Annotated in this window: 22 protein-coding genes, 5 tRNA genes and 1 other RNA gene; 11 read left to right on the forward strand and 17 right to left on the reverse strand. The window is 52.1% G+C overall.

Going from position 1 to position 22,327, the window contains the following annotated elements:
* The first annotated feature begins 116 nt into the window (after positions 1 to 116).
* A complete protein-coding gene (locus OGY06_RS07160) occupies positions 117 to 1,067 on the forward strand; it encodes a LysR family transcriptional regulator (RefSeq protein ID WP_003831484.1) in 951 nt (316 codons plus the stop codon).
* Between the two features lie 54 nt (positions 1,068 to 1,121).
* Here the strand turns inward: OGY06_RS07160 and pgl are convergent, their stop codons facing one another.
* Entirely contained in the window at positions 1,122 to 2,117 is a 996-nt protein-coding gene (gene pgl / locus OGY06_RS07165) for a 6-phosphogluconolactonase (RefSeq protein ID WP_020996535.1), read from the reverse strand.
* 165 nt (positions 2,118 to 2,282) lie between these two features.
* Here pgl and OGY06_RS07170 point away from each other — a divergent pair, with 165 nt between their 5' ends.
* A complete protein-coding gene (locus OGY06_RS07170; protein WP_003831476.1) occupies positions 2,283 to 3,101 on the forward strand; it encodes a pyridoxal phosphatase in 819 nt (272 codons plus the stop codon).
* Here the strand turns inward: OGY06_RS07170 and modC are convergent, their stop codons facing one another.
* The 4 genes from modC to OGY06_RS07190 form a co-directional block, all read right to left on the reverse strand.
* Entirely contained in the window at positions 3,102 to 4,160 is a 1,059-nt protein-coding gene (gene modC / locus OGY06_RS07175; protein WP_003831474.1) for a molybdenum ABC transporter ATP-binding protein ModC, read from the reverse strand. It abuts the gene before it with no gap.
* Between the two features lie 2 nt (positions 4,161 to 4,162).
* Positions 4,163 to 4,852 (reverse strand): molybdate ABC transporter permease subunit, encoded by a 690-nt coding sequence (modB, locus tag OGY06_RS07180; protein ID WP_003831472.1) that lies wholly within the window; start codon positions 4,850 to 4,852, stop codon positions 4,163 to 4,165.
* Positions 4,852 to 5,625, reverse strand: a complete 774-nt coding sequence (gene modA, locus OGY06_RS07185) for a molybdate ABC transporter substrate-binding protein (protein WP_003831470.1) — start codon at positions 5,623 to 5,625, stop codon at positions 4,852 to 4,854. Before modA ends, modB begins: the two co-directional genes overlap by 1 nt.
* 184 nt (positions 5,626 to 5,809) lie before the next feature.
* The gene (locus tag OGY06_RS07190; RefSeq protein WP_003023026.1) at positions 5,810 to 5,959 is read right to left on the reverse strand and encodes an AcrZ family multidrug efflux pump-associated protein; all 150 of its coding nucleotides are present in this window, start codon (positions 5,957 to 5,959) and stop codon (positions 5,810 to 5,812) included.
* Between the two features lie 129 nt (positions 5,960 to 6,088).
* Between OGY06_RS07190 and modE the strand changes: the two genes are divergently transcribed.
* From modE to gpmA, 7 genes are all read left to right on the forward strand, one after another.
* Positions 6,089 to 6,877, forward strand: a complete 789-nt coding sequence (gene modE / locus OGY06_RS07195) for a molybdenum-dependent transcriptional regulator (RefSeq protein ID WP_286605005.1) — start codon at positions 6,089 to 6,091, stop codon at positions 6,875 to 6,877.
* A 67-nt stretch (positions 6,878 to 6,944) separates the two neighbouring features.
* Positions 6,945 to 8,417, forward strand: a complete 1,473-nt coding sequence (gene modF, locus OGY06_RS07200; protein WP_164562993.1) for a molybdate ABC transporter ATP-binding protein ModF — start codon at positions 6,945 to 6,947, stop codon at positions 8,415 to 8,417.
* Between the two features lie 217 nt (positions 8,418 to 8,634).
* A complete protein-coding gene (gene galE / locus OGY06_RS07205) occupies positions 8,635 to 9,651 on the forward strand; it encodes a UDP-glucose 4-epimerase GalE (RefSeq protein WP_003831462.1) in 1,017 nt (338 codons plus the stop codon).
* A gap of 9 nt (positions 9,652 to 9,660) precedes the next feature.
* Positions 9,661 to 10,707 carry a galactose-1-phosphate uridylyltransferase gene (galT, locus tag OGY06_RS07210; protein WP_286605007.1) on the forward strand — a complete coding sequence of 349 codons (1,047 nt, stop codon included), beginning with the start codon at positions 9,661 to 9,663 and terminating at the stop codon, positions 10,705 to 10,707.
* Between the two features lie 3 nt (positions 10,708 to 10,710).
* Positions 10,711 to 11,859: a galactokinase gene (gene galK / locus OGY06_RS07215; protein ID WP_126318789.1), complete on the forward strand. Its 1,149-nt coding sequence runs from the start codon at positions 10,711 to 10,713 to the stop codon at positions 11,857 to 11,859.
* Entirely contained in the window at positions 11,853 to 12,893 is a 1,041-nt protein-coding gene (gene galM, locus OGY06_RS07220) for a galactose-1-epimerase (RefSeq protein WP_284961791.1), read from the forward strand. The genes galK and galM overlap by 7 nt, the downstream gene beginning before the upstream one ends.
* A gap of 232 nt (positions 12,894 to 13,125) precedes the next feature.
* Positions 13,126 to 13,878: a 2,3-diphosphoglycerate-dependent phosphoglycerate mutase gene (gene gpmA, locus OGY06_RS07225; RefSeq protein WP_003022999.1), complete on the forward strand. Its 753-nt coding sequence runs from the start codon at positions 13,126 to 13,128 to the stop codon at positions 13,876 to 13,878.
* 108 nt (positions 13,879 to 13,986) lie between these two features.
* Here gpmA and aroG read toward each other — a convergent pair whose 3' ends face one another.
* Positions 13,987 to 15,039 (reverse strand): 3-deoxy-7-phosphoheptulonate synthase AroG, encoded by a 1,053-nt coding sequence (gene aroG / locus OGY06_RS07230; RefSeq protein ID WP_003831449.1) that lies wholly within the window; start codon positions 15,037 to 15,039, stop codon positions 13,987 to 13,989.
* Between the two features lie 317 nt (positions 15,040 to 15,356).
* On the opposite strand from aroG, the gene OGY06_RS07235 reads away from it, so the two are divergent.
* Both OGY06_RS07235 and zitB read left to right on the forward strand, forming a co-directional pair.
* Positions 15,357 to 15,731, forward strand: a complete 375-nt coding sequence (locus tag OGY06_RS07235; protein WP_003022994.1) for a YbgS-like family protein — start codon at positions 15,357 to 15,359, stop codon at positions 15,729 to 15,731.
* Between the two features lie 113 nt (positions 15,732 to 15,844).
* Entirely contained in the window at positions 15,845 to 16,786 is a 942-nt protein-coding gene (gene zitB / locus OGY06_RS07240; RefSeq protein ID WP_063940679.1) for a CDF family zinc transporter ZitB, read from the forward strand.
* Here zitB and pnuC read toward each other — a convergent pair.
* From pnuC to tolB, 11 genes are all read right to left on the reverse strand, one after another.
* Entirely contained in the window at positions 16,783 to 17,502 is a 720-nt protein-coding gene (gene pnuC / locus OGY06_RS07245; RefSeq protein WP_003831446.1) for a nicotinamide riboside transporter PnuC, read from the reverse strand. The genes zitB and pnuC overlap by 4 nt on opposite strands.
* 26 nt (positions 17,503 to 17,528) lie before the next feature.
* Positions 17,529 to 18,572 (reverse strand): quinolinate synthase NadA, encoded by a 1,044-nt coding sequence (gene nadA / locus OGY06_RS07250; RefSeq protein ID WP_149281364.1) that lies wholly within the window; start codon positions 18,570 to 18,572, stop codon positions 17,529 to 17,531.
* 281 nt (positions 18,573 to 18,853) lie between these two features.
* A non-coding RNA gene (locus OGY06_RS07255) (RtT sRNA) lies at positions 18,854 to 18,986 on the reverse strand.
* Between the two features lie 22 nt (positions 18,987 to 19,008).
* Positions 19,009 to 19,084 (reverse strand) — tRNA-Lys (locus OGY06_RS07260).
* Positions 19,085 to 19,116: 32 nt separating this feature from the next.
* Positions 19,117 to 19,192 (reverse strand) — tRNA-Lys (locus tag OGY06_RS07265).
* A 45-nt stretch (positions 19,193 to 19,237) separates the two neighbouring features.
* Positions 19,238 to 19,313, reverse strand: a tRNA-Lys gene (locus OGY06_RS07270).
* A 3-nt stretch (positions 19,314 to 19,316) separates the two neighbouring features.
* Positions 19,317 to 19,392, reverse strand: a tRNA-Val gene (locus OGY06_RS07275).
* 36 nt (positions 19,393 to 19,428) lie between these two features.
* Positions 19,429 to 19,504, reverse strand: a tRNA-Lys gene (locus OGY06_RS07280).
* Positions 19,505 to 19,669: 165 nt separating this feature from the next.
* Positions 19,670 to 20,461 (reverse strand): cell division protein CpoB, encoded by a 792-nt coding sequence (gene cpoB / locus OGY06_RS07285; RefSeq protein ID WP_063940680.1) that lies wholly within the window; start codon positions 20,459 to 20,461, stop codon positions 19,670 to 19,672.
* Positions 20,462 to 20,470: 9 nt separating this feature from the next.
* Positions 20,471 to 20,989 carry a peptidoglycan-associated lipoprotein Pal gene (gene pal, locus OGY06_RS07290; protein WP_003022983.1) on the reverse strand — a complete coding sequence of 173 codons (519 nt, stop codon included), beginning with the start codon at positions 20,987 to 20,989 and terminating at the stop codon, positions 20,471 to 20,473.
* Positions 20,990 to 21,023: 34 nt separating this feature from the next.
* Positions 21,024 to 22,316 carry a Tol-Pal system beta propeller repeat protein TolB gene (tolB, locus tag OGY06_RS07295; RefSeq protein WP_003022981.1) on the reverse strand — a complete coding sequence of 431 codons (1,293 nt, stop codon included), beginning with the start codon at positions 22,314 to 22,316 and terminating at the stop codon, positions 21,024 to 21,026.
* Between the last annotated feature and the right edge of the window lie 11 nt (positions 22,317 to 22,327).

Consider the following 22,327-nt stretch of genomic DNA (forward strand, 5'->3'; position numbering starts at 1 on the left):
ATGACTTCATTTTCGTGATTAGTGATTTATTTTTATTAATTAAAAGTGATGAATTGCAGATACACTGAACACTTTCATCTTAGACAGGGTCTTCCCCGATTGAGTCCGGAGTCAAAATGAAACACGAGTTATCGAGCATGAAGGCGTTTGTCACACTGGCAGAGTCCGATTCTTTTAACAATGCCGCCAAGTTACTTAATATTACGCAACCTGCATTAACTCGCAGGATTAAAAAGATGGAAGAGTATTTACACACTCAACTCTTTGAAAGAACAACTCGCAAAGTGACATTAACAAAAGCGGGGAAAATGCTTTTACCTGAAGCCAGAGAATTAATTAGGGCATTAGATGAAACTATTTTTAATATTAGCGATGTGAATGTTCATCATCATGGCATAGTGACACTGTCCTGTATTCCTACCGCGGTTTTCTATTTCTTGCCGTTGGCAATAGGAAAATTTAATGAGCGGTATCCCAATATCAAAGTGCGAATTATTGAACAAGGGACGAATAATTGTATGGAATCCGTACTTTGCAATGAGGCTGATTTTGGAATAAACATGAACAACATCACAAATTCCTCTATCGAGTTCACTCCACTGGTTAATGAACCGTTTGTTCTGGCTTGTCGACGCGATCATCCGCTCGCTAATAAGCAGTTGGTTGAGTGGCAAGAATTGCTGAATTACAAACTGATAGGCGTTCGTTCCTCAAGCGGTAACCGATTATTGATTGAACAACATTTGGCCGATAAACCATGGAAATTGAACTGGTTTTACGAGGTTCGTCATCTGTCCACTTCGCTGGGTCTGGTTGAAGCTGGACTGGGTGTTTCCGCATTACCAGGGTTAGCAATGCCGCAAACGCCGCATCCAACGCTGATAGGGATCCCACTGGTTGAGCCTGTGATTAGACGCACGCTGGGAGTTATTCGGCGTAAAGACGCTATCCTCTCACCTCCCGCTGAACGCTTTTTCTCTCTTCTGCTTAATTTATGGGCAGATGACAAAGACAGTCTTTGGACATCCGTTGCTGAATGTCATGAAAATCTACCGCTCGTTAAATGAACAAAACAATCCGCAATCTTCACAAGATTGCGGATTGTTTGTAACGCTAGCGTTTTAGTACGCGTTAACCACCACCCACATCGGGCCTTGTCCTACCGCGTAACGACCTTTCTCCGTCAGCAACCCTTGTTCGCCAGCAATCTCGTACACCGCGATATGGTGCGATTTTTGTCCGGCTGCAATCAGGTATTTACCTCTGTTATCGATATTAAAACCGCGCGGCTGAGTTTCGGTAGGCTGGAAACCTTCTTTGGTCAGCACGCTGCCATCTTCAGACACGCTAAAGACCGTAATCAGGCTGGCGGTGCGATCACAGGCATACAGATGACGCCCGTCCGGTGTAATGTGAATATCTGCTGCCCAACGGGTATCCGCGAAATCAGCAGGCATCATATCCAGCGTCTGCACGCACTCAATCTTGCCGTACGGATCTTTCAGCTCCCAGACATCAACAGAGCTGTTCAGCTCGTTCACGCAGTAGGCATATTGCTTATTCGGATGGAACGCCATATGACGCGGGCCCGCGCCTTCAACGGTAGTCACTTCAGCCGGTTCCTGCGCAACCAGATGGCCATCATCGCTAACGTCAAACAGGCAGATACGATCCTGTTTCAACGCCGGAACCCACAGGGTACGGTTATCCGGAGAGATGTTGGCTGAGTGGCAACCATCCAGACCTTCTACCACGTCAACCAGTTCCACCGGCAGGCCATCTTCCAGACGCGTGACGCTCACGCTACCCGCGTTATAAGAGCCAACGAACACGAAACGTCCCTGATGATCGGTAGAAATATGCGTCGGGCTCCCCGGCAGCGCAGACTCTGCTGCAAAGGTCAGCGCACCGTCATCAGGCGCAATACGATAAGCCAACACGCGAAACTCCGGGCGCACGCCAACATAGAGGTAACGCTTATCCGGGCTGACGACCATCGGCTGTACCTGACCCGGTACATCAACCACCTGCGTCAGCGTCAGAGAACCATCGTGATTCAGGCTCCAGACGTGGATTTGCTGACTTTCAGGGCTGGCGGTATAAACGGTTTGCTTCATGAATACTCCTTTGCTTTTTGGCAGGTGGCTGCAATTGCCTGACACACGCCTAAGGTAGACGCTTTTAACGGTGAATGCTTAATTAAGGCTCAGCATTTTGTCCGGCTCCCGTCTCGGTGTACCATTCCAGCAGACAAAATTCTCAACCTTAATCTGGAAAAAACTATGACCGCACGCGTGATTGCCCTGGATTTAGACGGTACCCTGTTGACCCCGAAAAAAACCTTGCTGCCATCCTCTCTCGAAGCGCTCTCGCGCGCCAGAGAAGCAGGCTACCAACTTATCATTGTCACAGGTCGTCATCACGTTGCTATTCATCCTTTTTATCAGGCACTGGCGCTGGATACACCTGCAATTTGCTGTAACGGTACCTACTTGTATGATTATCAGGCAAAAAAGGTACTGGAATCCGATCCCCTTCCAGTAGATCAGGCATTACAGCTGATCGAAATGCTGGATGAACATCAGATCCACGGGCTGATGTATGTGGATGAGGCCATGCTGTATGAGCGCCCAACCGGGCATGTGGTGCGTACCGCTAACTGGGCACAAACTCTGCCGCCGGAACAGCGCCCGACCTTCACTCAGGTACCTTCGCTGGCGCAGGCCGCACATGACGTCAACGCCGTCTGGAAATTTGCCCTGACCGACGAAGATATTCCGAAACTGCAGCAGTTTGGCCAGTACGTTGAGCAACAGCTGGGGCTGGAGTGTGAATGGTCCTGGCACGATCAGGTCGACATTGCCCGTAAAGGCAACAGCAAAGGACGACGCCTTACCCAGTGGATTGAAGCACAGGGAGGGTCAATGGAAAACGTGATTGCCTTTGGCGATAACTTTAACGATATCAGCATGCTGGAAGCCGCAGGTACCGGCGTGGCGATGGGCAACGCGGATGACGCGGTCAAAGCCCGCGCCAACATCGTGATTGGTGACAACACCACAGACAGCATCGCTAAATTTATCTACTCCCACCTGCTGTAATCAGGCGGTAATCGATACGCTCTTAATTTGCGCGTACAGCCACAGGCCAGGTTTGATACCCAGTTCATCCCTGGCCCATGGGCTGATCCTTGCCCACAGCGTCTTACCGCCCACCTCAAGCTGAACTTCCACCTGACCGTTATCGTCATAGCATTGCGCGACTTTTGCCCGCAGCACATTACGAATACTGGTCTGCTGGGGTGGTTGGAGCACCAGTGAAACATCAGATGCCTGAATACGAATACGCAGCGCGGTTTGCAGCGGTTGCTCCAGCTTATTGACCCACAGATGCTGATCGCCGAGCGCCAACGCGGTCATCGCATAGTGTGGATGATGCTCCAGCACGCTGACTTTCAGAATACTGCTTTGCTGTTCCTTAGGCAGCCAGGGGTGCATCACGCTGCTACCCCAGACATCTTCCAGCGAACCAAACGCTTTGACCTGCCCGTTCTCCAGCACCATCACTTTGTCTGCCAGGTGCAAAATCTCATCAAGCGAGTGGCTGACATACAGCATCGGAATATTGATTTCACGTGCAAGGCGTTGCAGGTAAGGCAGCAGTTCGCGTTTACGCGGTATATCCAGCGAGGCTAACGGCTCATCAAGCAACAATAACTCAGGCGCGGTCAGCAGCGCCCGACCGATGGCGACACGCTGCTTTTCACCGCCAGAAAGACCGCCTGGCAAACGGTCAAGCAGCGGTTCAATACCCAACAGCGCCACCAGCTTATCAAACTGTCCGGCCATGCTTTTCGCCATTCCGTAACGCAGGTTGCCGCGCACTTTATAGTGCGGGAACAGGCGCGCATCCTGGAAAACATAGCCCACCCGGCGTTTTTCCGGCGTTAAACAGATACCGTTCTCGACGTCGTTTAAGACCCGACCGTTGAGCACGATGCGTCCGGACTGCGGCTGCGTCAGGCCGCTGATGGCGTTAATCAGTGAGGTTTTGCCCGCGCCGGAAACGCCAAAAATAGCGGTGATGCCGCTGGCTGGCAGCGTTTCGTTGAGCGTCAGGCAATGCGTCCCCAGCGTCTGGGAGAAATTGAGTTCCAGCATAATTATCGCCCCGTCCGCTCACGGCTAATACGCGCCAGCCATTCAGAAATCAGCAGCGAAATCAGCGCTAAAACAATAGAAATGATACACAACCTCGCCGCCGCGCTTTCGCCGCCGGGAGTCTGGATCAGGGTATACATCGCCGAAGGAATGGTGCGGGTTTCGCCAGGAATGTTGGAAACAAAAGTAATGGTTGCGCCGAACTCCCCGAGGGAACGCGCGAACGCCAGCACCGTACCGACAATAATGCCGGGCAGCATCAGCGGTAGCGTAATGGTCATGAATACGCGCCAGCGTCCAGCTCCCAGCGTGCGGGCCGCCTGCTCCAGCTTGACGTCAACACCTTCCAGCGCCAGACGAATTGCCCGTACCATCAGAGGAAAAGACATCACCGCCGCAGCCAGTACCGCACCGCGCCAGCTAAAAGCAAAGGTAATGCCAAACCAGTCGTACAGCCATTCACCGATGAGTCCACGCCGCCCCATGGCGACTAACAGCAGATAGCCCACCACGACCGGCGGCAGAACCAGTGGCAAATGCAGAACGCTGTCGAGCAGCGCTTTGCCCGGGAACTTGCATCGCACAAGCAGCCAGGCAAAGAAGATCCCAAACGGCAAACTAAACAACACAGCCAGGGAAGAAACTTTCAGGCTCAGGATGACGGCCTGCCATTCAGGATCGGTCAGTATCATTACTTGGTCGTAAATCCATAACGTTTAAAGATTTCAGCAGCCTGCGGTCCTTTCAGGTAATCATAGAACGCGCTAACCGTTGCGTTTTTGTGTCCATCAACAATCGCGATAGGGTATTCCACTTTTTTGTGCGAATCTTCCGGGAAAGTCGCAACAACTTTTACGCCCTTACTGGCGACAGCATCGGAACCATAGACGATCCCCAGCGGCGCTTCGTTACGCTCTACCAGTGCCAGCGCACCGCGCACGTCTTCAGCAGGAGCCAGTTTCGGGGCCAGGGTATCCCATGCACCCAGTTTTTGCAGCGCTTCTTTGGCATAAATGCCCGCCGGAACATGTTCTGGATCGCCAACAGCCAGGCGTCCACCGTTCAACAGACTGGTCCAGTTGGTTTTGCTGTCAATGGTGAAGTCTTTCTGCGCGCTGGCTTTCGGCGCAACCACCACCAGACTGTTACCCAGCAGCGTTTCACGCGATGCGGTATCAATCGACTTCTTGTCTACCGCGTAGTCCATCCATTTCTGATCGGCAGAAATAAACAGATCGGCCGGAGCGCCTGCTTCAATCTGACGCGCCAGCGTGGAAGAAGAAGCAAAAGAGGAGACAACATCAACGTTCTTCTCTTTTTTATATTGCGTTGCAATGTCCTGCATCGCGTTGGTCAGCGAAGCAGCTGCAAAAACGGTAATCTTTCCTTCATCCGCCAGCGCATGTCCGGCAACGGTAAGAGAAAGTGTTGCCCCTGCAAACAAGCGTAACCATGTACGTGCCATCTGTAACTCCTTTGCGTTTCGTTATGTAGGCGCAAATATAGCGAGTAAATCAGGATTTTCCCAGTGGTTATTGATACCAATTAGAGGTTACACAAAGAAAATATCGGCAGGGAAAGCAAGATCTTGAGAAAACGAGTTGGCAGGCAAAAAATATAAACGCCCGACTGAGCGGGCGTTTGGGGAATCAATGATTCTGTCTGGACTGGTCTTTCTGACCGATACCGGAGAAAATGTTAAACACTTCACCCAGTCCGTAAATCAGACCCAGAATGATGGCCATTACCACAGGTACCATGATTACGGCGAATACCAGACTTTTCAATAACTCTAACATGGTCAACTCCAGATATAGTCCTTAGTTGTATTCTAACCACATAACACAGAAAAGCACTCCCCTTTTGTGCGGTTGGCTTTGCGCGCGCGCGGTTTTCCGTCACAATACCCCTTTTGCCAGGAGCTTGTGATGCAGGCCGAAATCCTTCTTACGCTGAAACTTCAGCAAAAACTGTTTGCCGATCCCCGTCGCATTTCTCTGCTTAAACACATTGCGCTTTCCGGCTCCATCAGTCAGGGCGCAAAGGATGCAGGTATCAGTTATAAAAGCGCCTGGGATGCGATTAACGAAATGAACCAGCTCAGTGAGCAAACGCTGGTTGAGCGCGCCACTGGCGGCAAAGGCGGCGGCGGCGCGGTGTTAACGCGCTATGGCCAACGCTTAATCCAGCTGTATGATTTATTAGCGCAAATCCAACAGAAAGCCTTCGATGTTTTGAGCGATGACGATGCCCTGCCACTCAATAGCCTGCTGGCGGCGATCTCTCGCTTTTCGCTGCAAACCAGCGCCCGTAACCAGTGGTTTGGCACCATTACCGCCCGCGACCACGATCAGGTTCAACAGCATGTCGACGTCCTGCTGGCGGATGGCGAAACGCGCCTGAAAGTGGCAATCACTGCGCAAAGCGGCGAGCGTCTCGGGCTTGAAGAAGGCAAAGAAGTCCTGATTCTGTTGAAAGCGCCGTGGGTGGGAATCACTCAGGACGACGCCATTGCCCAGGCCGCCGATAACCAGTTGCAGGGTACAATTAGCCATATCGAACGCGGAGCTGAGCAGTGTGAAGTGTTGATGACCTTGCCAGACGGCCAGACGCTGTGCGCGACGTTGCCGATAGAGCAGACCCACACATTAACGGAAGGCGCTAACGTCACAGCATATTTTAATGCGGACAAAGTGATTATCGCCACACTGTGCTGAGTTAATTGACATCAGCCTGAAGAACACGTATCCCTGTTATTCATCGCTGCAAATAATGGGATACAAAATGTCATCATTGCAAATTTCGCAAGGCACGTTTCGTCTTAGCGACACAAAAACGCTCCAGTTAGATGCGTTGACGTTAAACGCGGGTGATAGCTGGGCGTTTGTTGGCTCTAACGGCAGTGGGAAATCTGCGCTGGCCCGCGCGCTGGCGGGCGAGTTGCCGCTCCTGAAAGGCGAACGCCGCTGCCAGTTCACACGTATTACCCGACTCTCCTTTGAGCAGCTCCAAAAGCTGGTCAGCGACGAGTGGCAGCGAAACAACACCGATCTTCTTAGCCCCGGTGAAGACGACACCGGGCGCACCACCGCAGAAATCATTCAGGATGAGATTCACGACCCCGCCCGCTGCGCTACGCTGGCGCAGCAGTTTGGCATTTCTGCCCTGCTCAACAGGCGTTTCAAATACCTTTCCACCGGTGAAACCCGCAAAACTCTGCTCTGCCAGGCATTAATGTCCACGCCAGATTTGCTGATCCTTGATGAACCCTTTGACGGGCTGGACGTCGCGTCCCGCCGCCAGTTAGCAGATTTGCTCGCTGAGTTGCACCAGGCCGGTTTAACGCTGGTGCTGGTGCTAAACCGCTTTGATGAAATTCCCGAGTTCGTGCAGTTTGCCGGCGTGCTTGCCGATTGCACGCTGACGGAAACCGGCGCAAAAACAGACCTTCTGCAACAGGCATTAATCGCTCAGCTTGCCCATAGCGAACGGCTGGAAGGCATCCAGTTACCCGAACCGGATGAGCCTTCGGTGCGCCACACGTTGTCAGATAACGAGCCGCGCATTGTGCTTAACGACGGCACCGTCTCGTATAACGATCGCCCTATCCTGCATCATCTGAGTTGGCGGGTAAATCCGGGGGAACACTGGCAAATCATCGGTCCCAACGGTGCGGGGAAATCAACCCTGCTCAGTTTAATTACCGGCGATCATCCCCAGGGATATAGCAACGACCTGACCCTGTTTGGCCGCCGCCGGGGCAGCGGTGAAACTATCTGGGATATCAAAAAACACATTGGCTATGTCAGCAGCAGCCTGCATCTGGATTACCGGGTAAGTACGACAGTTCGCAACGTTATTCTCTCCGGTTATTTCGATTCAATCGGCATTTATCAGGCCGTCTCCGACAGGCAGCACAAGCTGGTACAACAGTGGCTGGATATTCTGGGCATCGATAAACGTACCGCGGATGCGCCATTTCATAGTCTTTCCTGGGGGCAGCAGCGGCTGGCATTGATTGTTCGTGCACTGGTGAAACATCCTACGTTGCTGATCCTTGATGAACCGTTGCAAGGATTAGATCCGCTCAACCGTCAACTGATCCGTCGGTTTGTGGATGTCCTGATCGGTGAAGGTGAAACTCAGCTTTTGTTTGTCTCTCATCACGCCGAAGATGCCCCGGGCTGCATTACCCATCGGCTAGAGTTTGTACCCGAGGGTGATATCTACGCCTATCGACAAACCTCTCTGCGTTAATTTTCATGTCAGGGCGTTTATCACGCCCTTTTTTCTGCTTTTTTTTCAGACAAGTGCTGAAATAACAACCTAACATAATGATTTATAATAAAGTAACTGGCAGCATCGAGTGAAAACACCGGAGTGTAAACGATTCCACTAATTTATTCCGTGTCACACTTTTCGCATCTTTGTTATGCTATGGTTATTGTATACCATAGGCTTAACGGAGCGAATTATGAGAGTATTGGTTACAGGTGGTAGCGGTTACATTGGAAGCCACACTTGCGTGCAGTTGCTGAAAAACGGTCACGAAGTGGTGATCCTGGACAATCTCTGCAACAGCAAGCGCAGCGTACTGCCCGTCATTGAGCGTTTAGGCGGCAAGCATCCGACCTTCGTGGAAGGAGACATCCGTAACGAAGCGCTGATAACCGAAATTCTGCACGATCATGCCATTGATACGGTCATCCATTTTGCCGGTTTAAAAGCCGTTGGAGAATCCGTTGCCAAGCCGCTGGAGTACTATGACAACAACGTCAACGGCACTCTGCGTCTGGTGAATGCAATGCGCGCTGCTAACGTGAAAAACTTCATTTTCAGCTCCTCCGCGACCGTCTATGGCGATCAGCCGCAAATTCCTTACGTTGAAAGCTTCCCCACCGGCACGCCGCAGAGTCCGTACGGCAAAAGCAAGCTGATGGTGGAACAAATCCTGACCGATCTGCAAAAAGCGCAGCCCGACTGGAGCATTGCCCTGCTGCGCTACTTTAACCCGGTTGGTGCTCATCCATCGGGAGATATGGGGGAAGATCCGCAAGGTATTCCAAACAACCTGATGCCTTACATCGCGCAGGTTGCCGTTGGCCGCCGCGAGTCTCTTGCCATATTTGGCAATGACTACCCTACTGAAGATGGCACCGGTGTACGCGACTATATCCACGTGATGGATCTCGCCGACGGCCACGTTGCCGCCATGGAAAAACTGGCGGGCAAACAGGGCGTACATATTTACAACCTCGGTGCAGGCATCGGCAGCAGCGTGCTGGACGTGGTCAACGCCTTCAGCAAAGCCTGTGGTAAACCGGTTAATTACCATTTCGCGCCGCGCCGTGATGGCGATCTTCCTGCCTACTGGGCTGATGCCAGCAAAGCCGATCGCGAGCTCAACTGGCGCGTGACCCGCACACTGGATGAAATGGCACAAGATACCTGGCACTGGCAGTCACGACACCCGCAGGGATATTCGGATTAAGGACCAATCATGACGCAATTCAATCCTGTCGATCATCCACATCGCCGTTTTAACCCGCTCACCGGGCAGTGGATCCTCGTCTCACCGCATCGCGCCAAACGCCCGTGGCAAGGGGCGCAGGAAACTCCGTCTAAGCAGGTACTGCCTGCACATGACCCGGACTGCTTCCTGTGCGCTGGCAATAGGCGAGTTACCGGCGACAAAAACCCGGATTACACCGGGACCTATGTCTTTACCAATGACTTTGCGGCGCTGATGTCCGATACCCCGGACGCACCGGACAGTCACGATCCGTTGATGCGCTGCCAGAGCGCACGCGGTACCAGCCGTGTGATTTGCTTCTCACCCGATCACAGCAAAACGTTGCCGGAACTCAGCGTCCCTGCACTGACAGAAATCGTAAAAACGTGGCAGGAACAGACCGAAGACTTAGGGAAAACCTACCCTTGGGTGCAGGTATTTGAGAATAAAGGCGCAGCGATGGGGTGCTCGAACCCGCACCCACACGGACAAATTTGGGCCAACAGCTTTTTGCCTAACGAAGCCGAACGTGAAGATCGCCTGCAGAAAGCGTACTTCGCCGAACAAGGCGCGCCGATGCTCGTTGATTACGTCCAGCGAGAACTGGCGGATGGCAGCCGTACGGTCGTTGAAACCGAGCACTGGCTGGCGGTAGTACCTTACTGGGCCGCGTGGCCGTTCGAAACGCTGCTGCTGCCGAAAGCGCATGTGCTGCGTATTACCGATTTGACCGACGAACAGCGTGCTGACCTGGCGCTGGCGTTGAAAAAACTGACCAGTCGTTATGACAACCTGTTCCAGTGCTCATTCCCCTATTCCATGGGCTGGCACGGCGCACCGTTCAACGGTGAAGAAAACCATCACTGGCAGTTGCATGCACACTTTTATCCGCCGCTGCTGCGTTCCGCGACCGTGCGTAAATTTATGGTCGGATACGAAATGCTGGCAGAAACCCAGCGCGACCTGACGGCCGAACAAGCAGCTGAACGACTGCGTGCGGTCAGCGACATCCATTTTCGCGAATCCGGAGTTTAAATAATGAGTCTGAAAGAAAAAACACAATCTCTGTTTGCTGAAACATTTGGCTACCCTGCCACCCATACTATTCAGGCACCGGGTCGTGTGAACCTGATCGGTGAACATACCGATTATAACGACGGCTTCGTTCTGCCCTGCGCTATCGACTATCAAACCGTTATCAGCTGTGCGGCACGCGACGATCGAAAAGTCCGTGTGATCGCCGCTGATTACGAGAATCAGGTTGATGAGTTCTCGCTTGATGCGCCGATTATCGCTCATGACAGCCAACAGTGGTCAAACTACGTGCGTGGCGTAGTGAAACATCTGCAAAAGCGCAATAACGCCTTTGGCGGTGCTGATCTGGTGATCAGCGGTAATGTCCCGCAGGGTGCGGGCTTAAGTTCTTCTGCCTCGCTGGAAGTCGCTGTTGGTACGGTATTCCAGCAGCTCTATCATCTGCCGCTCGACGGCGCGCAAATTGCCCTGAATGGTCAGGAAGCTGAAAACCAGTTTGTCGGCTGTAACTGCGGCATTATGGATCAGTTGATCTCGGCACTTGGTAAGAAAGATCATGCGCTACTGATCGACTGCCGAACGCTGGGCACCAAAGCCGTTTCCATGCCTGAGGGCGTCGCGGTGGTGATCATCAACAGTAACTTTAAACGCACATTGGTCGGTAGCGAATACAACACCCGTCGCGAACAGTGTGAAACCGGCGCGCGCTTCTTCCAACAGCCAGCGCTGCGTGATGTCAGCCTTGAAGCGTTTAACGCCGTCGCCCACGAGCTGGATCCGATTGTCGCCAAACGCGTTCGCCACGTGATCACGGAAAATGCGCGTACCGTTGAAGCCGCGCAGGCGCTGGAAAAAGGCGACCTGCTGCGTATGGGCCAATTGATGGAGGAATCTCACGCCTCCATGCGCGATGACTTTGAAATTACCGTGCCGCAAATTGATACGCTGGTAGAGATTGTCAAAGCGACAATTGGCGATAAAGGCGGTGTCCGTATGACCGGTGGCGGCTTCGGCGGCTGCATCGTGGCGCTGATCCCGCAAGATTTGGTTCCTGCCGTACAGCAGGCCGTCGCGGAACAATACGAAGCGAAAACCGGTATCAAAGAAACATTCTACGTCTGCAAACCTTCACAAGGAGCAGGACAATGTTAAACGAAATCCCGGTGCAGGCTCCGGACGGTCAGCCGTTTCGCCTGCTCACCCTGCGCAATGGCGCAGGGATGGTCGTCACGCTCATGGACTGGGGCGCGACACTGCTCTCTGCACGTATTCCGCTTAGCGATGGTAGCGTGCGCGAAGCATTGCTCGGGTGCGCCAGTCCGGAACAATACCCGGAGCAGGCTGCATTTCTGGGGGCTTCGATTGGTCGCTACGCTAACCGTATCGCCAACAGCCGCTATACCTTTGCCGGCGAAACCGTTGAATTAATACCAAGTCAGGGTGAAAACCAGTTGCACGGCGGGCCGGACGGTTTCGACAAACGTCGCTGGCAGATAGTCAATCAGAATGACCGTCAGGTGCTGTTCGCCTTAACATCTGACGATGGCGACCAGGGTTTCCCTGGCCATCTATGCGCCACCGCGCAGTATCGCCTGACTGACGATAATCGTATTTCGATAACCTACCGCGCCACGGTCGATAAGCCCTGTCCGGTGAATCTGACGAATCACGTTTATTTTAACCTCGATGGTGACAAAACAGATGTGCGCCAGCATAAGCTGCAAATTATGGCAGACGAGTACTTGCCGGTTGATGAAATGGGCATCCCGCATGACGGGCTGAAATCCGTCGCTGGTAGCAGTTTCGATTTCCGCACGCCTAAAATCATCAGCAGTGAATTTCTTGCCGATGACGATCAGCGCAAGGTAAAAGGTTACGATCACGCCTTCCTGCTTCAGGCACAGGGCAATGCGCGTACGCCGGTCGCTCGACTGTGGTCCCAGGATGAAAAACTGCAGATGGTGGTATACACCTCCGCCCCGGCATTGCAGTTTTACTCCGGCAACTTCCTCGGCGGTACACCATCTCGCGGACCAGACGCCTACGAAGACTGGCAAGGTCTGGCGCTGGAAAGTGAGTTTCTCCCGGACAGCCCAAATCATCCTGAGTGGCAGCAGCCGGACTGCTTCCTGCGTCCGGGCGAAGAATATGCCAGCGTGACGGAATATCAGTTTATTCCAGTCTGATCCTTTCCCCTCACAGGCCCGATGACGTAACGTAGCGGGCCTGTTATTTGTTTATCACAGTAGAACCGCTCAAATCCCCACCACTCAAAGACAAAATCGCAACCTTGAATTCACAAGAACCTTACACTGTGGCGCTATTTTCGCTATGGTTATGCGTAAGCATTGCCGCTGACGCTTTACGGCAATATAATGAGAATTATTATCATTCAATATGATTTATAGGAGTGAGTGTATGGCTGTAACTAAGCTGGTTCTGGTACGTCACGGTGAAAGTCAGTGGAACAACGAAAACCGTTTTACCGGTTGGTATGACGTTGATCTGTCAGAGAAAGGCGTGGGCGAAGCAAAAGCGGCAGGTAAACTGCTGAAAGAAGAAGGCTACAGCTTCGATTTTGCTTATACCTCTGTGCTGAAACGTGCCATCCACACCCTGTGGAACGTACTGGACGAACTGGATCAGGCCTGGCTGCCGGTTGAAAAATCCTGGAAACTGAACGAACGTCATTATGGCGCGCTGCAGGGTCTGAACAAAGCTGAAACCGCTGAAAAATACGGTGACGAGCAGGTTAAGCAATGGCGTCGCGGCTTTGCGGTAACACCACCGGAGCTGACCAAAGATGACGAGCGTTATCCAGGTCACGATCCGCGTTATGCGAAGTTGACCGACAAAGAGTTACCGGTTACCGAAAGCCTGGCGCTGACCATCGATCGCGTTATCCCCTACTGGAACGAAACCATTCTGCCGCGTATGAAAAGTGGTGAGCGCGTAATTATCGCCGCTCACGGTAACTCTCTGCGTGCGCTGGTTAAATACCTGGATAACATGGGCGAAGATGAGATCCTTGAACTGAACATCCCGACCGGCGTACCTCTGGTATATGAGTTCGACGAAAACTTCAAACCAATCAAACACTACTATCTGGGTAATGCTGACGAGATCGCAGCAAAAGCGGCAGCCGTTGCGAACCAGGGTAAAGCGAAGTAATTTTCATCCCGGGTCAAACGAAAAAAGCGTGGAATGCTCCACGCTTTTTTATTGCCGGATGACGGCGTTGCCTTATCCAGCCTACCGAGCGTAGCCCGGATGAATTTTTTAACCGCGGCGCGCTTTTACAGCATCCGCCAGCTGGCGCAACACCGCATCGGTATCTTCCCAACCAATGCAGGCGTCAGTGATACTTTTACCGTAGGTCAGCGGCTCACCGCTATCCGGGTTCTGATTACCTTCTACCAGATGGCTTTCGATCATCACGCCAATAATTGCTTTTTCGCCCCCAGCAACTTGTCCGCAAACATCTTTCGCGACATCCATCTGCTTTTTGAACTGCTTGCTGGAGTTGGCATGGCTAAAGTCGATCATCACCTGCGCTGAAAGCCCTGCTTTGATCAGACCTTCTTTCACGTCGGCAACGTGCTGAGCGCTGTAGTTCGGCTCTTTGCCGCCGCGCAGAATAATATGGCAATCGCCATTACCACTGGTATTCACGATCGCCGAATGGCCCCATTTGGTCACAGACAGGAAGCAGTGCGGCGCTCCCGCGGCGTTAATCGCATCAATCGCTACTTTTATCGTGCCATCAGTACCGTTTTTAAAGCCAACCGGGCAGGACAGACCAGACGCCAATTCGCGGTGCACTTGAGATTCTGTGGTACGTGCCCCAATCGCGCCCCAGCTCATCAGGTCGGCGAGGTATTGCGGCGTAATCATATCGAGGAATTCACCCGCAGCAGGCAATCCGCTGTCATTGATATCCAGCAGCAGTTTACGCGCAATGCGCAGCCCATCGTTGATCTGGAAGCTGTTGTCCATGTGCGGATCGTTGATAAGCCCTTTCCAGCCGACGGTAGTTCGCGGTTTTTCAAAATAGACGCGCATAACGATTTCAAGCTCGCCTTTTAACTCTTCACGCAGTGCCAGCAGGCGAGCGGCATACTCTTTGGCGGCTGCCGGATCATGAATAGAGCAAGGCCCAATCACTACCAGCAGGCGATCGTCACTCCCTTTCAGGATTTTATGAATTGCCTTACGGGCATGAGCTACCGTGTTTGCGGCATTTTCAGTAGCGGGGAATTTTTCCAACAATGCGACTGGCGGTAATAACTCGTTGATCTCTTTAATGCGTAAATCGTCGTTCTGATAATTCATGATTATTCCAGCGTTGCCATACTTATATAAATGAATGCAATCCCTCCAATCTATATCTTCAGTCATAAAGTGTAAACGGGGTTTTACACTTTGGACGGATTAATCCTGGAATTAGCCAAAAAAACGCAATAAAGTAGCGAAAAACGAGATCCAACCTACAATTTATAATTGTAACAACTTTAATTTTCATAAATTTCAAGATTCTATGCTGGGTTTAATTTCTCTGGCAAAACTATTAACCACATATTGATGATGTAACTGGCACATGCACTGTTGGAAGACGTTATCCGACATATCGACCATAACAGGAGCATATTATGCATATGACAAAGCTGGCTTCACTCTTTCTTACCGCTACACTCAGCCTCGCCAGCGGCGCGGCGCTGGCTGCTGAAACCAATACGCAGTCCAATAACGGCCAGGCAAATTCCTCGGCGGATGCCGGTCAGGTCGCCCCAGACGCACGCGAAAACGTGGCACCAAATAATGTCGACAACAGTAACGTGAATTCGGGTGGCACAATGCTGCACCCGAACGGTTCATCAATGAACCATGAAGGGATGACCAAAGACGAGATGCACAAAAACACCATGTGTAAGGACGGTCGCTGCCCTGATGTGAATAAGAAGGTTGAGACCGGAAACGGCATTAACAATGATGCTGAGACAAAAACTGATGGCACTACGCAGTAACGCTGAAAATAAAGCTAATAATGGGAGAGCAATAGCTCTCCTTTTTAATTTTATCATCCCAAAAACGGTATGATGGCATACAGTAAAGATGAGAATAACAAAGGGATGGCATAATGGCGCACTCGCATACTCATACTTCTTCTGAGCAACCCAAGGACAATAATGCCCGCCGCTTGATGTTTGCATTCTGCATTACAGCCGGATTTATGTTGGTTGAAGTGGTGGGTGGATTACTTTCAGGTTCACTGGCCTTGTTGGCCGATGCCGGGCATATGCTCACTGATGCCGCAGCGCTCCTTTTTGCGCTGCTGGCCGTCCGGTTTTCCCAGCGCCCGCCCACAATACGACACACCTTCGGCTGGCTGAGGCTCACGACACTGGCCGCGTTTGTTAATGCCATCGCATTGGTCGTGATCACCATTTTAATCGTCTGGGAAGCCATTGAGCGTTTCCATACGCCCCGCCCCGTGGCTGGCGGCATGATGATGGTTATAGCTGTCGCGGGTTTACTGGCCAACGTGCTGGCTTTTTGGGTTCTACACCGCGGCAGTGAGGAGAAAAACCTGAACGTCCGCGCCGCGGCACTGCATGTGATGGGCGATTTACTCGGCTCGGTCGGGGCGATCATCGCTGCGCTGATTATTATCTGGACGGGCTGGACGCCTGCAGACCCGATTCTCTCGATTCTGGTTTCCGTGCTGGTACTGCGTAGCGCCTGGCGACTGTTAAAGGATAGCGTTAATGAATTACTGGAAGGCGCCCCGCTGACGCTGGATATCGCCGCACTGCAGCGCCATCTCAGCCGGGATATCCCTGAAGTCCGCAATGTACACCATGTCCATGTCTGGATGGTGGGTGAAAAACCGGTAATGACGCTGCATGTGCAGGTGGTTCCGCCGCACGATCACGACGCGCTGCTGGAGCGTATTCAGCACTTCCTTATCCATCACTACCAGATTGAACACGCCACGATCCAGATGGAGTATCAGCCGTGTAATGGGCCGGACTGCCACCTGTATCAGGGGGTATCCGGCCATTCACACCATCACCATTAATGGGACAGCGCGTGGGACCCCCGCTCACGCGCGCTGTTAATCCACATCCTGCTACCGTTCAGGGCGATAACAGTCAGGATCACATACTCCAGCGACATGGCATATACGCCTTGCAGGGCGAAAATCACTACGCTTATTACGTTAATGATCACCCACAGCAGCCAGTTTTCAACGTACTTACGCGTCATCAGGATCATCGCCGCAATCGACAACACCATCATGCAGGAGTCCCAGAATGGGAATGCATCGGGTTGCAACTCAGGCACAACAACCTGTAATCCCAATGCCTGCATAATGTTCACCGCAATGCGGGTCAGGAACGCAAAGACCGGATCGATATAGACCGACATCAGGCCGATCGCCACCACGCAAGCCGCCAGCCAGCCGATCGCTTTTGGTAACGGCAGCCAGCGAATTTTCAGTTCCGCTTCATGCTGGTTGGTTTGCCTGGACCAGGCATACCAGCCGTAGATGTTGGCGGCAAAAAAGAAAACTTGCAGCAACAGGCTTGCATAGAGCTGGATCTGAAAGAAGATAATCGCAAACAGCGTGACGTTTATCAGGCCGAAGAAGTAATTGCTGATTTTCTCAAGGCTCGCCAGGCCAATACACAGCAACCCGGCGATCGTCCCCACAGCTTCGATCCAAGACAGATCGTAACCGCCAGCGCCAATCGGAATATGTACCAGAATGTTCTGCGTGCTAAAAAAGTCCATCTTTTCCCCCAGAGCAAAAATATTAATTAAGCTCGAAGTGTAGCCGCAAATTCCAACATGCGGTTTAACGGCAACAACGCCCCTTCTCGCAGCCCAGCATCAACATGTATCTCATGAGCCGCTCCGCCTTGTTCCAGGCCCTCAGCAATCGCCTTGAGGCCGTTCATCGCCATCCACGGACAATGCGCACAGCTGCGACAGGTTGCCCCCTCACCAGCCGTCGGCGCTTCGAGTAACTCTTTATCCGGAACAGCCTGCTGCATTTTGTAAAAAATGCCCCGGTCAGTCGCCACAATCAGCTGTTGATGCGGTAACGATTTAGCTGCGTTGATTAACTGGCTGGTTGAGCCAACCGCATCGGCCATATCAACGATAGACTGGGGGGACTCCGGGTGCACCAACACCGCAGCATCAGGGTAAAGCCCCTTCATGCGTGTTAAAGCCTGAGTTTTAAATTCGTCGTGGACGATACAGGCCCCCTGCCAACAAAGAACGTCTGCACCGGTCTGTTTTTGTACGTAGTTGCCCAGATGTCTGTCCGGAGCCCAGATGATTTTTTCACCTAAACTATCAAGATGCTCAATAAGTTCTACCGCGATACTGGATGTGACGACCCAGTCCGCACGTGCTTTAACGGCGGCTGAGGTATTGGCGTAAACCACCACGGTACGATCCGGATGCGCATCGCAAAACGCGCTGAACGCATCAATCGGACAGCCCAGATCTAATGAGCATTCCGCCTGTAGGGTCGGCATCAGGATGGTCTTTTCCGGGCTGAGGATTTTGGCGGTTTCCCCCATAAATCTCACGCCTGCAACCAACAGCGTAGAGGCAGAATGCTTTGAGCCGAAACGCGCCATCTCCAGAGAATCAGAAATACAACCACCGGTCTCTTCGGCCAACTGCTGAATTTCGGGATCGGTGTAATAGTGCGCGACCATAACGGCATCACGCTCTTTCAGCAGGCGCTTGATTTTTTCACGATAAAATTGCTTTTCATCCACACTCAGCGGGGCTGGCTTCGGCGGAAACGGATAAATTGCTGCTTCTGGATCAAACATCACGCTCATCTTGCTTTCTCGTTTTACTGGCTTAACGAAATAACCGATTAAAAGCGTGACGCACGCCGTATTCGGTTAGATTTGTTTTATATGCTAAACAAGATAGCGGATTGGCGTAAGAAAGTCACAATAATTGCGTGTGATGAATGCCGGAAGGCGACTGACGTCTTATCCGGCCTACGTGAATAGTGTCGTCTGTAGGACTGATAAGCGAAGCGCATCAGGCAAGCAGGTTCGAACCTTATAAATCGCAGATAGCAAAAAGGCGCCTTTAGGGCGCCTTTTTACACTGGTGGGGCGTGCAGGATGACTCGCTTTGCTCGCCCTCCGGGCCGTCGCCGTAAACGGCTCCGTTGTCTCACTACGTGAGACCCGAACCTGCTGCAGGTTCGAATCGTTAATTCTGCGCATAGCAAAAAGGCGCCTTTAGGGCGCCTTTTTACACTGGTGGGGCGTGCAGGATTCGAACCTGCGACCAATTGATTAAAAGTCAACTGCTCTACCAACTGAGCTAACGCCCCCTTATGGGGTTTACTTCTTTATACTTTCAGGATGGTGGGTCGTGCAGGATTCGAACCTGCGACCAATTGATTAAAAGTCAACTGCTCTACCAACTGAGCTAACGACCCGCTCGGGTATAACCTGAAAATTTTTACTCGGTACCACCAATAAATTGGTGGGGCGTGCAGGATTCGAACCTGCGACCAATTGATTAAAAGTCAACTGCTCTACCAACTGAGCTAACGCCCCGAGTGGTGGGTGATGACGGGATCGAACCGCCGACCCCCTCCTTGTAAGGGAGGTGCTCTCCCAGCTGAGCTAATCACCCGATACTGCGCTGGATACTACTTACTAACTAAGTTAGTGGTGGGTCGTGCAGGATTCGAACCTGCGACCAATTGATTAAAAGTCAACTGCTCTACCAACTGAGCTAACGACCCACTTTTTTTGCCGCTTTCGGGCTGTTTGATATCCCTTGGCAACGGCGGCATATATTACTGATTTCAGATTTTAGCGCAACAAAAATTTCGATGTAAATAACTCAACTGCTTAGGAATCACACGACGCGACCAGAATTAACACGATTTCTGGTCGCATGGTGTTCATTACATCGCGCCAAGGCGTTTTTGCGCTTGTTTCGCGCCATCAGTGCCAGGGTATTTAGTGATAACCTGCTGATAAACGGCTTTAGCTTTCTCTTTATCACCTTTGTCCTGCATGATGACACCGACTTTATACATCGCGTCTGCAGCCTTTGGTGATTTCGGGAAGTTTTTGACTACTGAAGCAAAATAGAACGCTGCATCATCTTTTTTCCCCTTGTTGTAATTCAACTGACCCAGCCAGTAATTCGCATTTGGCAGGTAAGTCGAGTCTGGGTACTTTTTGATGAAGTTCTGAAATGCTTCGATCGCGTCATCCTGGCGGGATTTATCCTGCACCAGAGCAATGGCCGCATTGTAATCGGTATTCGCATCGCCAGTTTGCACCGGAACGCCTGACGCTGCAGCTGCACCCGCATCAGGCGCAGGGGTTGCTGCTGCCCCACTCTGATCGCCGCCCGCTGATTGCGCCGCAGGTGCACTACCGCTGCCAAGATTATTCATCTGCAGCAATATCTGCTTCTGGCGTTCAACAACCTGATTCAGTTGATACTGATTTTCCTGAATTTGACCGCGCAGGGAATCAATATCGGACTGATTATCGGAGAGTTGTTGCTGGAGTTGGGTTAAAAGCTGACTGTGAGCGTTAGAAATACGCTCGAGTTGAGTGACACGGTCTTCGACCGAGCCAGAGCCGACACTACTGATTGGCGCCTGTGCAAAAGCGGCCCAGGGGGCCGCTATGCCAACCAGTAACGACAGACTCAACAGATGATGTCTGAAGTTACTGCTCATGCAATTCTCTTAGTAAACCAGTACGGCGCGACGGTTTTTGGCGTAAGCCGCTTCGTCATGACCCAGTACTGCAGGTTTTTCTTTACCGTAAGAAACGATGGAGATCTGGTCAGCAGAAACGCCTTTACCCTGCAGGTACATCTTAACGGCGTTCGCACGACGCTCACCCAGGGAGATGTTGTACTCAGGAGTACCACGTTCGTCCGCATGACCTTCTACGGTGACTTTGTAAGACGGGTTGCTACGCAGGAAGTTAGCGTGAGCATCCAGCATTGCAGCGAAGTCAGAACGGATATCGTACTTGTCCAGATCGAAGTAAACGATGTTGTTCTGCTGCAGCTGTTGCATCTGAAGACGCGCTTGCTCTTCAGAAGACATGTTGCCGCTGCCGTTTGCATCCATACCAGTGCCGGCACCCAGCATGCCTTCGCTGCCGTCATTGCTGGCGTTCTTGTTAGAAGAACACGCTGCAATAGCCATAACAGGCAGAGCAATCATCAGCCCTTTCAGCACTTTGTTCAGTTGCATTTCAATGATTCCTTTATTAATCAATTATTTATTATCACAGATACGGCGACCAGGCAGGGAATTTAACCTGTCCATCAGTTGCCGGAAGACGCGCTTTGAAACGCCCATCTGTAGAAACCAAATTCAGCACGGATCCCATCCCCTGAGAAGAGCTGTAGATTACCATAGTGCCGTTAGGTGCCAGACTTGGCGTTTCGTCCAGGAACGTTGACGACAGAACTTGTACGCCACCCGCTACCAGATCTTGTTTGGCAATGTGCTGCTGACCGTTGGCCGAGCTTACCATTACCATAAATTTACCGTCGCTGCTCACATCCGCATCCTGGTTTTGCGAACCTTCCCAGGTAATGCGCTGCGGAGCACCGCCGTTGACGTTAACTTTATAAACCTGCGGACGACCGGCCTGGTCAGAAGTAAAGGCCAGGTTTTGGCTGTCCGGGAACCAGGTAGGTTCCGTGTTGTTGCTACGACCATCCGTCACCTGACGGATCTGACCGGAACCAATGTCCATGACATACAGGTTCAGGCTACCGGTTTTAGACAGGGCAAACGCCAGTTTGCTGCCATCCGGAGAAAACGCAGGCGCACCGTTGTGACGTGGGAACGAGGCTACCTGACGAACCGCGCCGTTAGACAGTGTCTGAATAACCAGCGCAGAACGACCGCTTTCGAAGGTAACGTACGCCAGTTTTGAACCGTCCGGTGACCACGCCGGAGACATCAGCGGCTGCGGAGAACGGTGTACCACGAACTGGTTGTAACCATCGTAGTCGGACACACGTAATTCGTACGGGAACTGACCACCGTTGGTCTGAACAACATAAGCGATACGGGTACGGAATGCACCTTTAATGCCGGTCAGTTTTTCAAACACTTCGTCACTTGCAGTATGGCCCGCGTAACGCAGCCACTGCTTGTTCACTTTATAGGTGTTCTGTGCCAGTACGGTACCCGGTGCGCCACCGGTGTCAACCAGCTGATAGGCAACGCTGTAAGAACCATCCGGGTTCGGCGTAACCTGGCCGACGACTACGGCATCAATGCCCAGCGCAGACCAAGCGGCAGGTTGAACTTCCTGCGCGGTACCGGGCTGCTGAGGCAGACGAGAACGGTCTAACGGGTTAAATTTACCGCTGTTACGCAGGTCAGCACCTACGATACCACCGATATCTTCAGGTGCAGCACCCGGTCCTGCCCACTGGAAGGGGACAACACCAATCGGGCGCGCCGAGTCCACCCCCTGGGTGATCTCGATACGTACTTCTGCGTGCAGCACCGCTGCCCACAGCATCAGAAAACCAAATGCTACTCGTAATGCCTGCTTCATCATATCTCCCT

It is taken from the genome of Citrobacter sp. Cpo147, assembly GCF_030332405.1.
Lineage (GTDB): Bacteria > Pseudomonadota > Gammaproteobacteria > Enterobacterales > Enterobacteriaceae > Citrobacter > Citrobacter portucalensis.

Bases quoted from the DNA above. Each gene is read 5' to 3' on its own strand.
- OGY06_RS07235 (WP_003022994.1), top strand. From the start codon at position 15,357: ATGCATATGACAAAGCTGGCTTCACTCTTTCTTACCGCTACACTCAGC.
- aroG (WP_003831449.1), bottom strand. From the start codon at position 15,039: ATGAATTATCAGAACGACGATTTACGCATTAAAGAGATCAACGAGTTA.
- OGY06_RS07190 (WP_003023026.1), bottom strand. From the start codon at position 5,959: ATGTTAGAGTTATTGAAAAGTCTGGTATTCGCCGTAATCATGGTACCT.
- galT (WP_286605007.1), top strand. From the start codon at position 9,661: ATGACGCAATTCAATCCTGTCGATCATCCACATCGCCGTTTTAACCCG.
- zitB (WP_063940679.1), top strand. From the start codon at position 15,845: ATGGCGCACTCGCATACTCATACTTCTTCTGAGCAACCCAAGGACAAT.
- tolB (WP_003022981.1), bottom strand. From the start codon at position 22,316: ATGAAGCAGGCATTACGAGTAGCATTTGGTTTTCTGATGCTGTGGGCA.
- modB (WP_003831472.1), bottom strand. From the start codon at position 4,852: ATGATACTGACCGATCCTGAATGGCAGGCCGTCATCCTGAGCCTGAAA.
- modF (WP_164562993.1), top strand. From the start codon at position 6,945: ATGTCATCATTGCAAATTTCGCAAGGCACGTTTCGTCTTAGCGACACA.
- gpmA (WP_003022999.1), top strand. From the start codon at position 13,126: ATGGCTGTAACTAAGCTGGTTCTGGTACGTCACGGTGAAAGTCAGTGG.
- OGY06_RS07170 (WP_003831476.1), top strand. From the start codon at position 2,283: ATGACCGCACGCGTGATTGCCCTGGATTTAGACGGTACCCTGTTGACC.
- pal (WP_003022983.1), bottom strand. From the start codon at position 20,989: ATGCAACTGAACAAAGTGCTGAAAGGGCTGATGATTGCTCTGCCTGTT.
- galE (WP_003831462.1), top strand. From the start codon at position 8,635: ATGAGAGTATTGGTTACAGGTGGTAGCGGTTACATTGGAAGCCACACT.
- modC (WP_003831474.1), bottom strand. From the start codon at position 4,160: ATGCTGGAACTCAATTTCTCCCAGACGCTGGGGACGCATTGCCTGACG.
- modA (WP_003831470.1), bottom strand. From the start codon at position 5,625: ATGGCACGTACATGGTTACGCTTGTTTGCAGGGGCAACACTTTCTCTT.
- galM (WP_284961791.1), top strand. From the start codon at position 11,853: ATGTTAAACGAAATCCCGGTGCAGGCTCCGGACGGTCAGCCGTTTCGC.
- nadA (WP_149281364.1), bottom strand. From the start codon at position 18,572: ATGAGCGTGATGTTTGATCCAGAAGCAGCAATTTATCCGTTTCCGCCG.
- cpoB (WP_063940680.1), bottom strand. From the start codon at position 20,461: ATGAGCAGTAACTTCAGACATCATCTGTTGAGTCTGTCGTTACTGGTT.
- modE (WP_286605005.1), top strand. From the start codon at position 6,089: ATGCAGGCCGAAATCCTTCTTACGCTGAAACTTCAGCAAAAACTGTTT.
- OGY06_RS07160 (WP_003831484.1), top strand. From the start codon at position 117: ATGAAACACGAGTTATCGAGCATGAAGGCGTTTGTCACACTGGCAGAG.
- pnuC (WP_003831446.1), bottom strand. From the start codon at position 17,502: ATGGACTTTTTTAGCACGCAGAACATTCTGGTACATATTCCGATTGGC.
- pgl (WP_020996535.1), bottom strand. From the start codon at position 2,117: ATGAAGCAAACCGTTTATACCGCCAGCCCTGAAAGTCAGCAAATCCAC.
- galK (WP_126318789.1), top strand. From the start codon at position 10,711: ATGAGTCTGAAAGAAAAAACACAATCTCTGTTTGCTGAAACATTTGGC.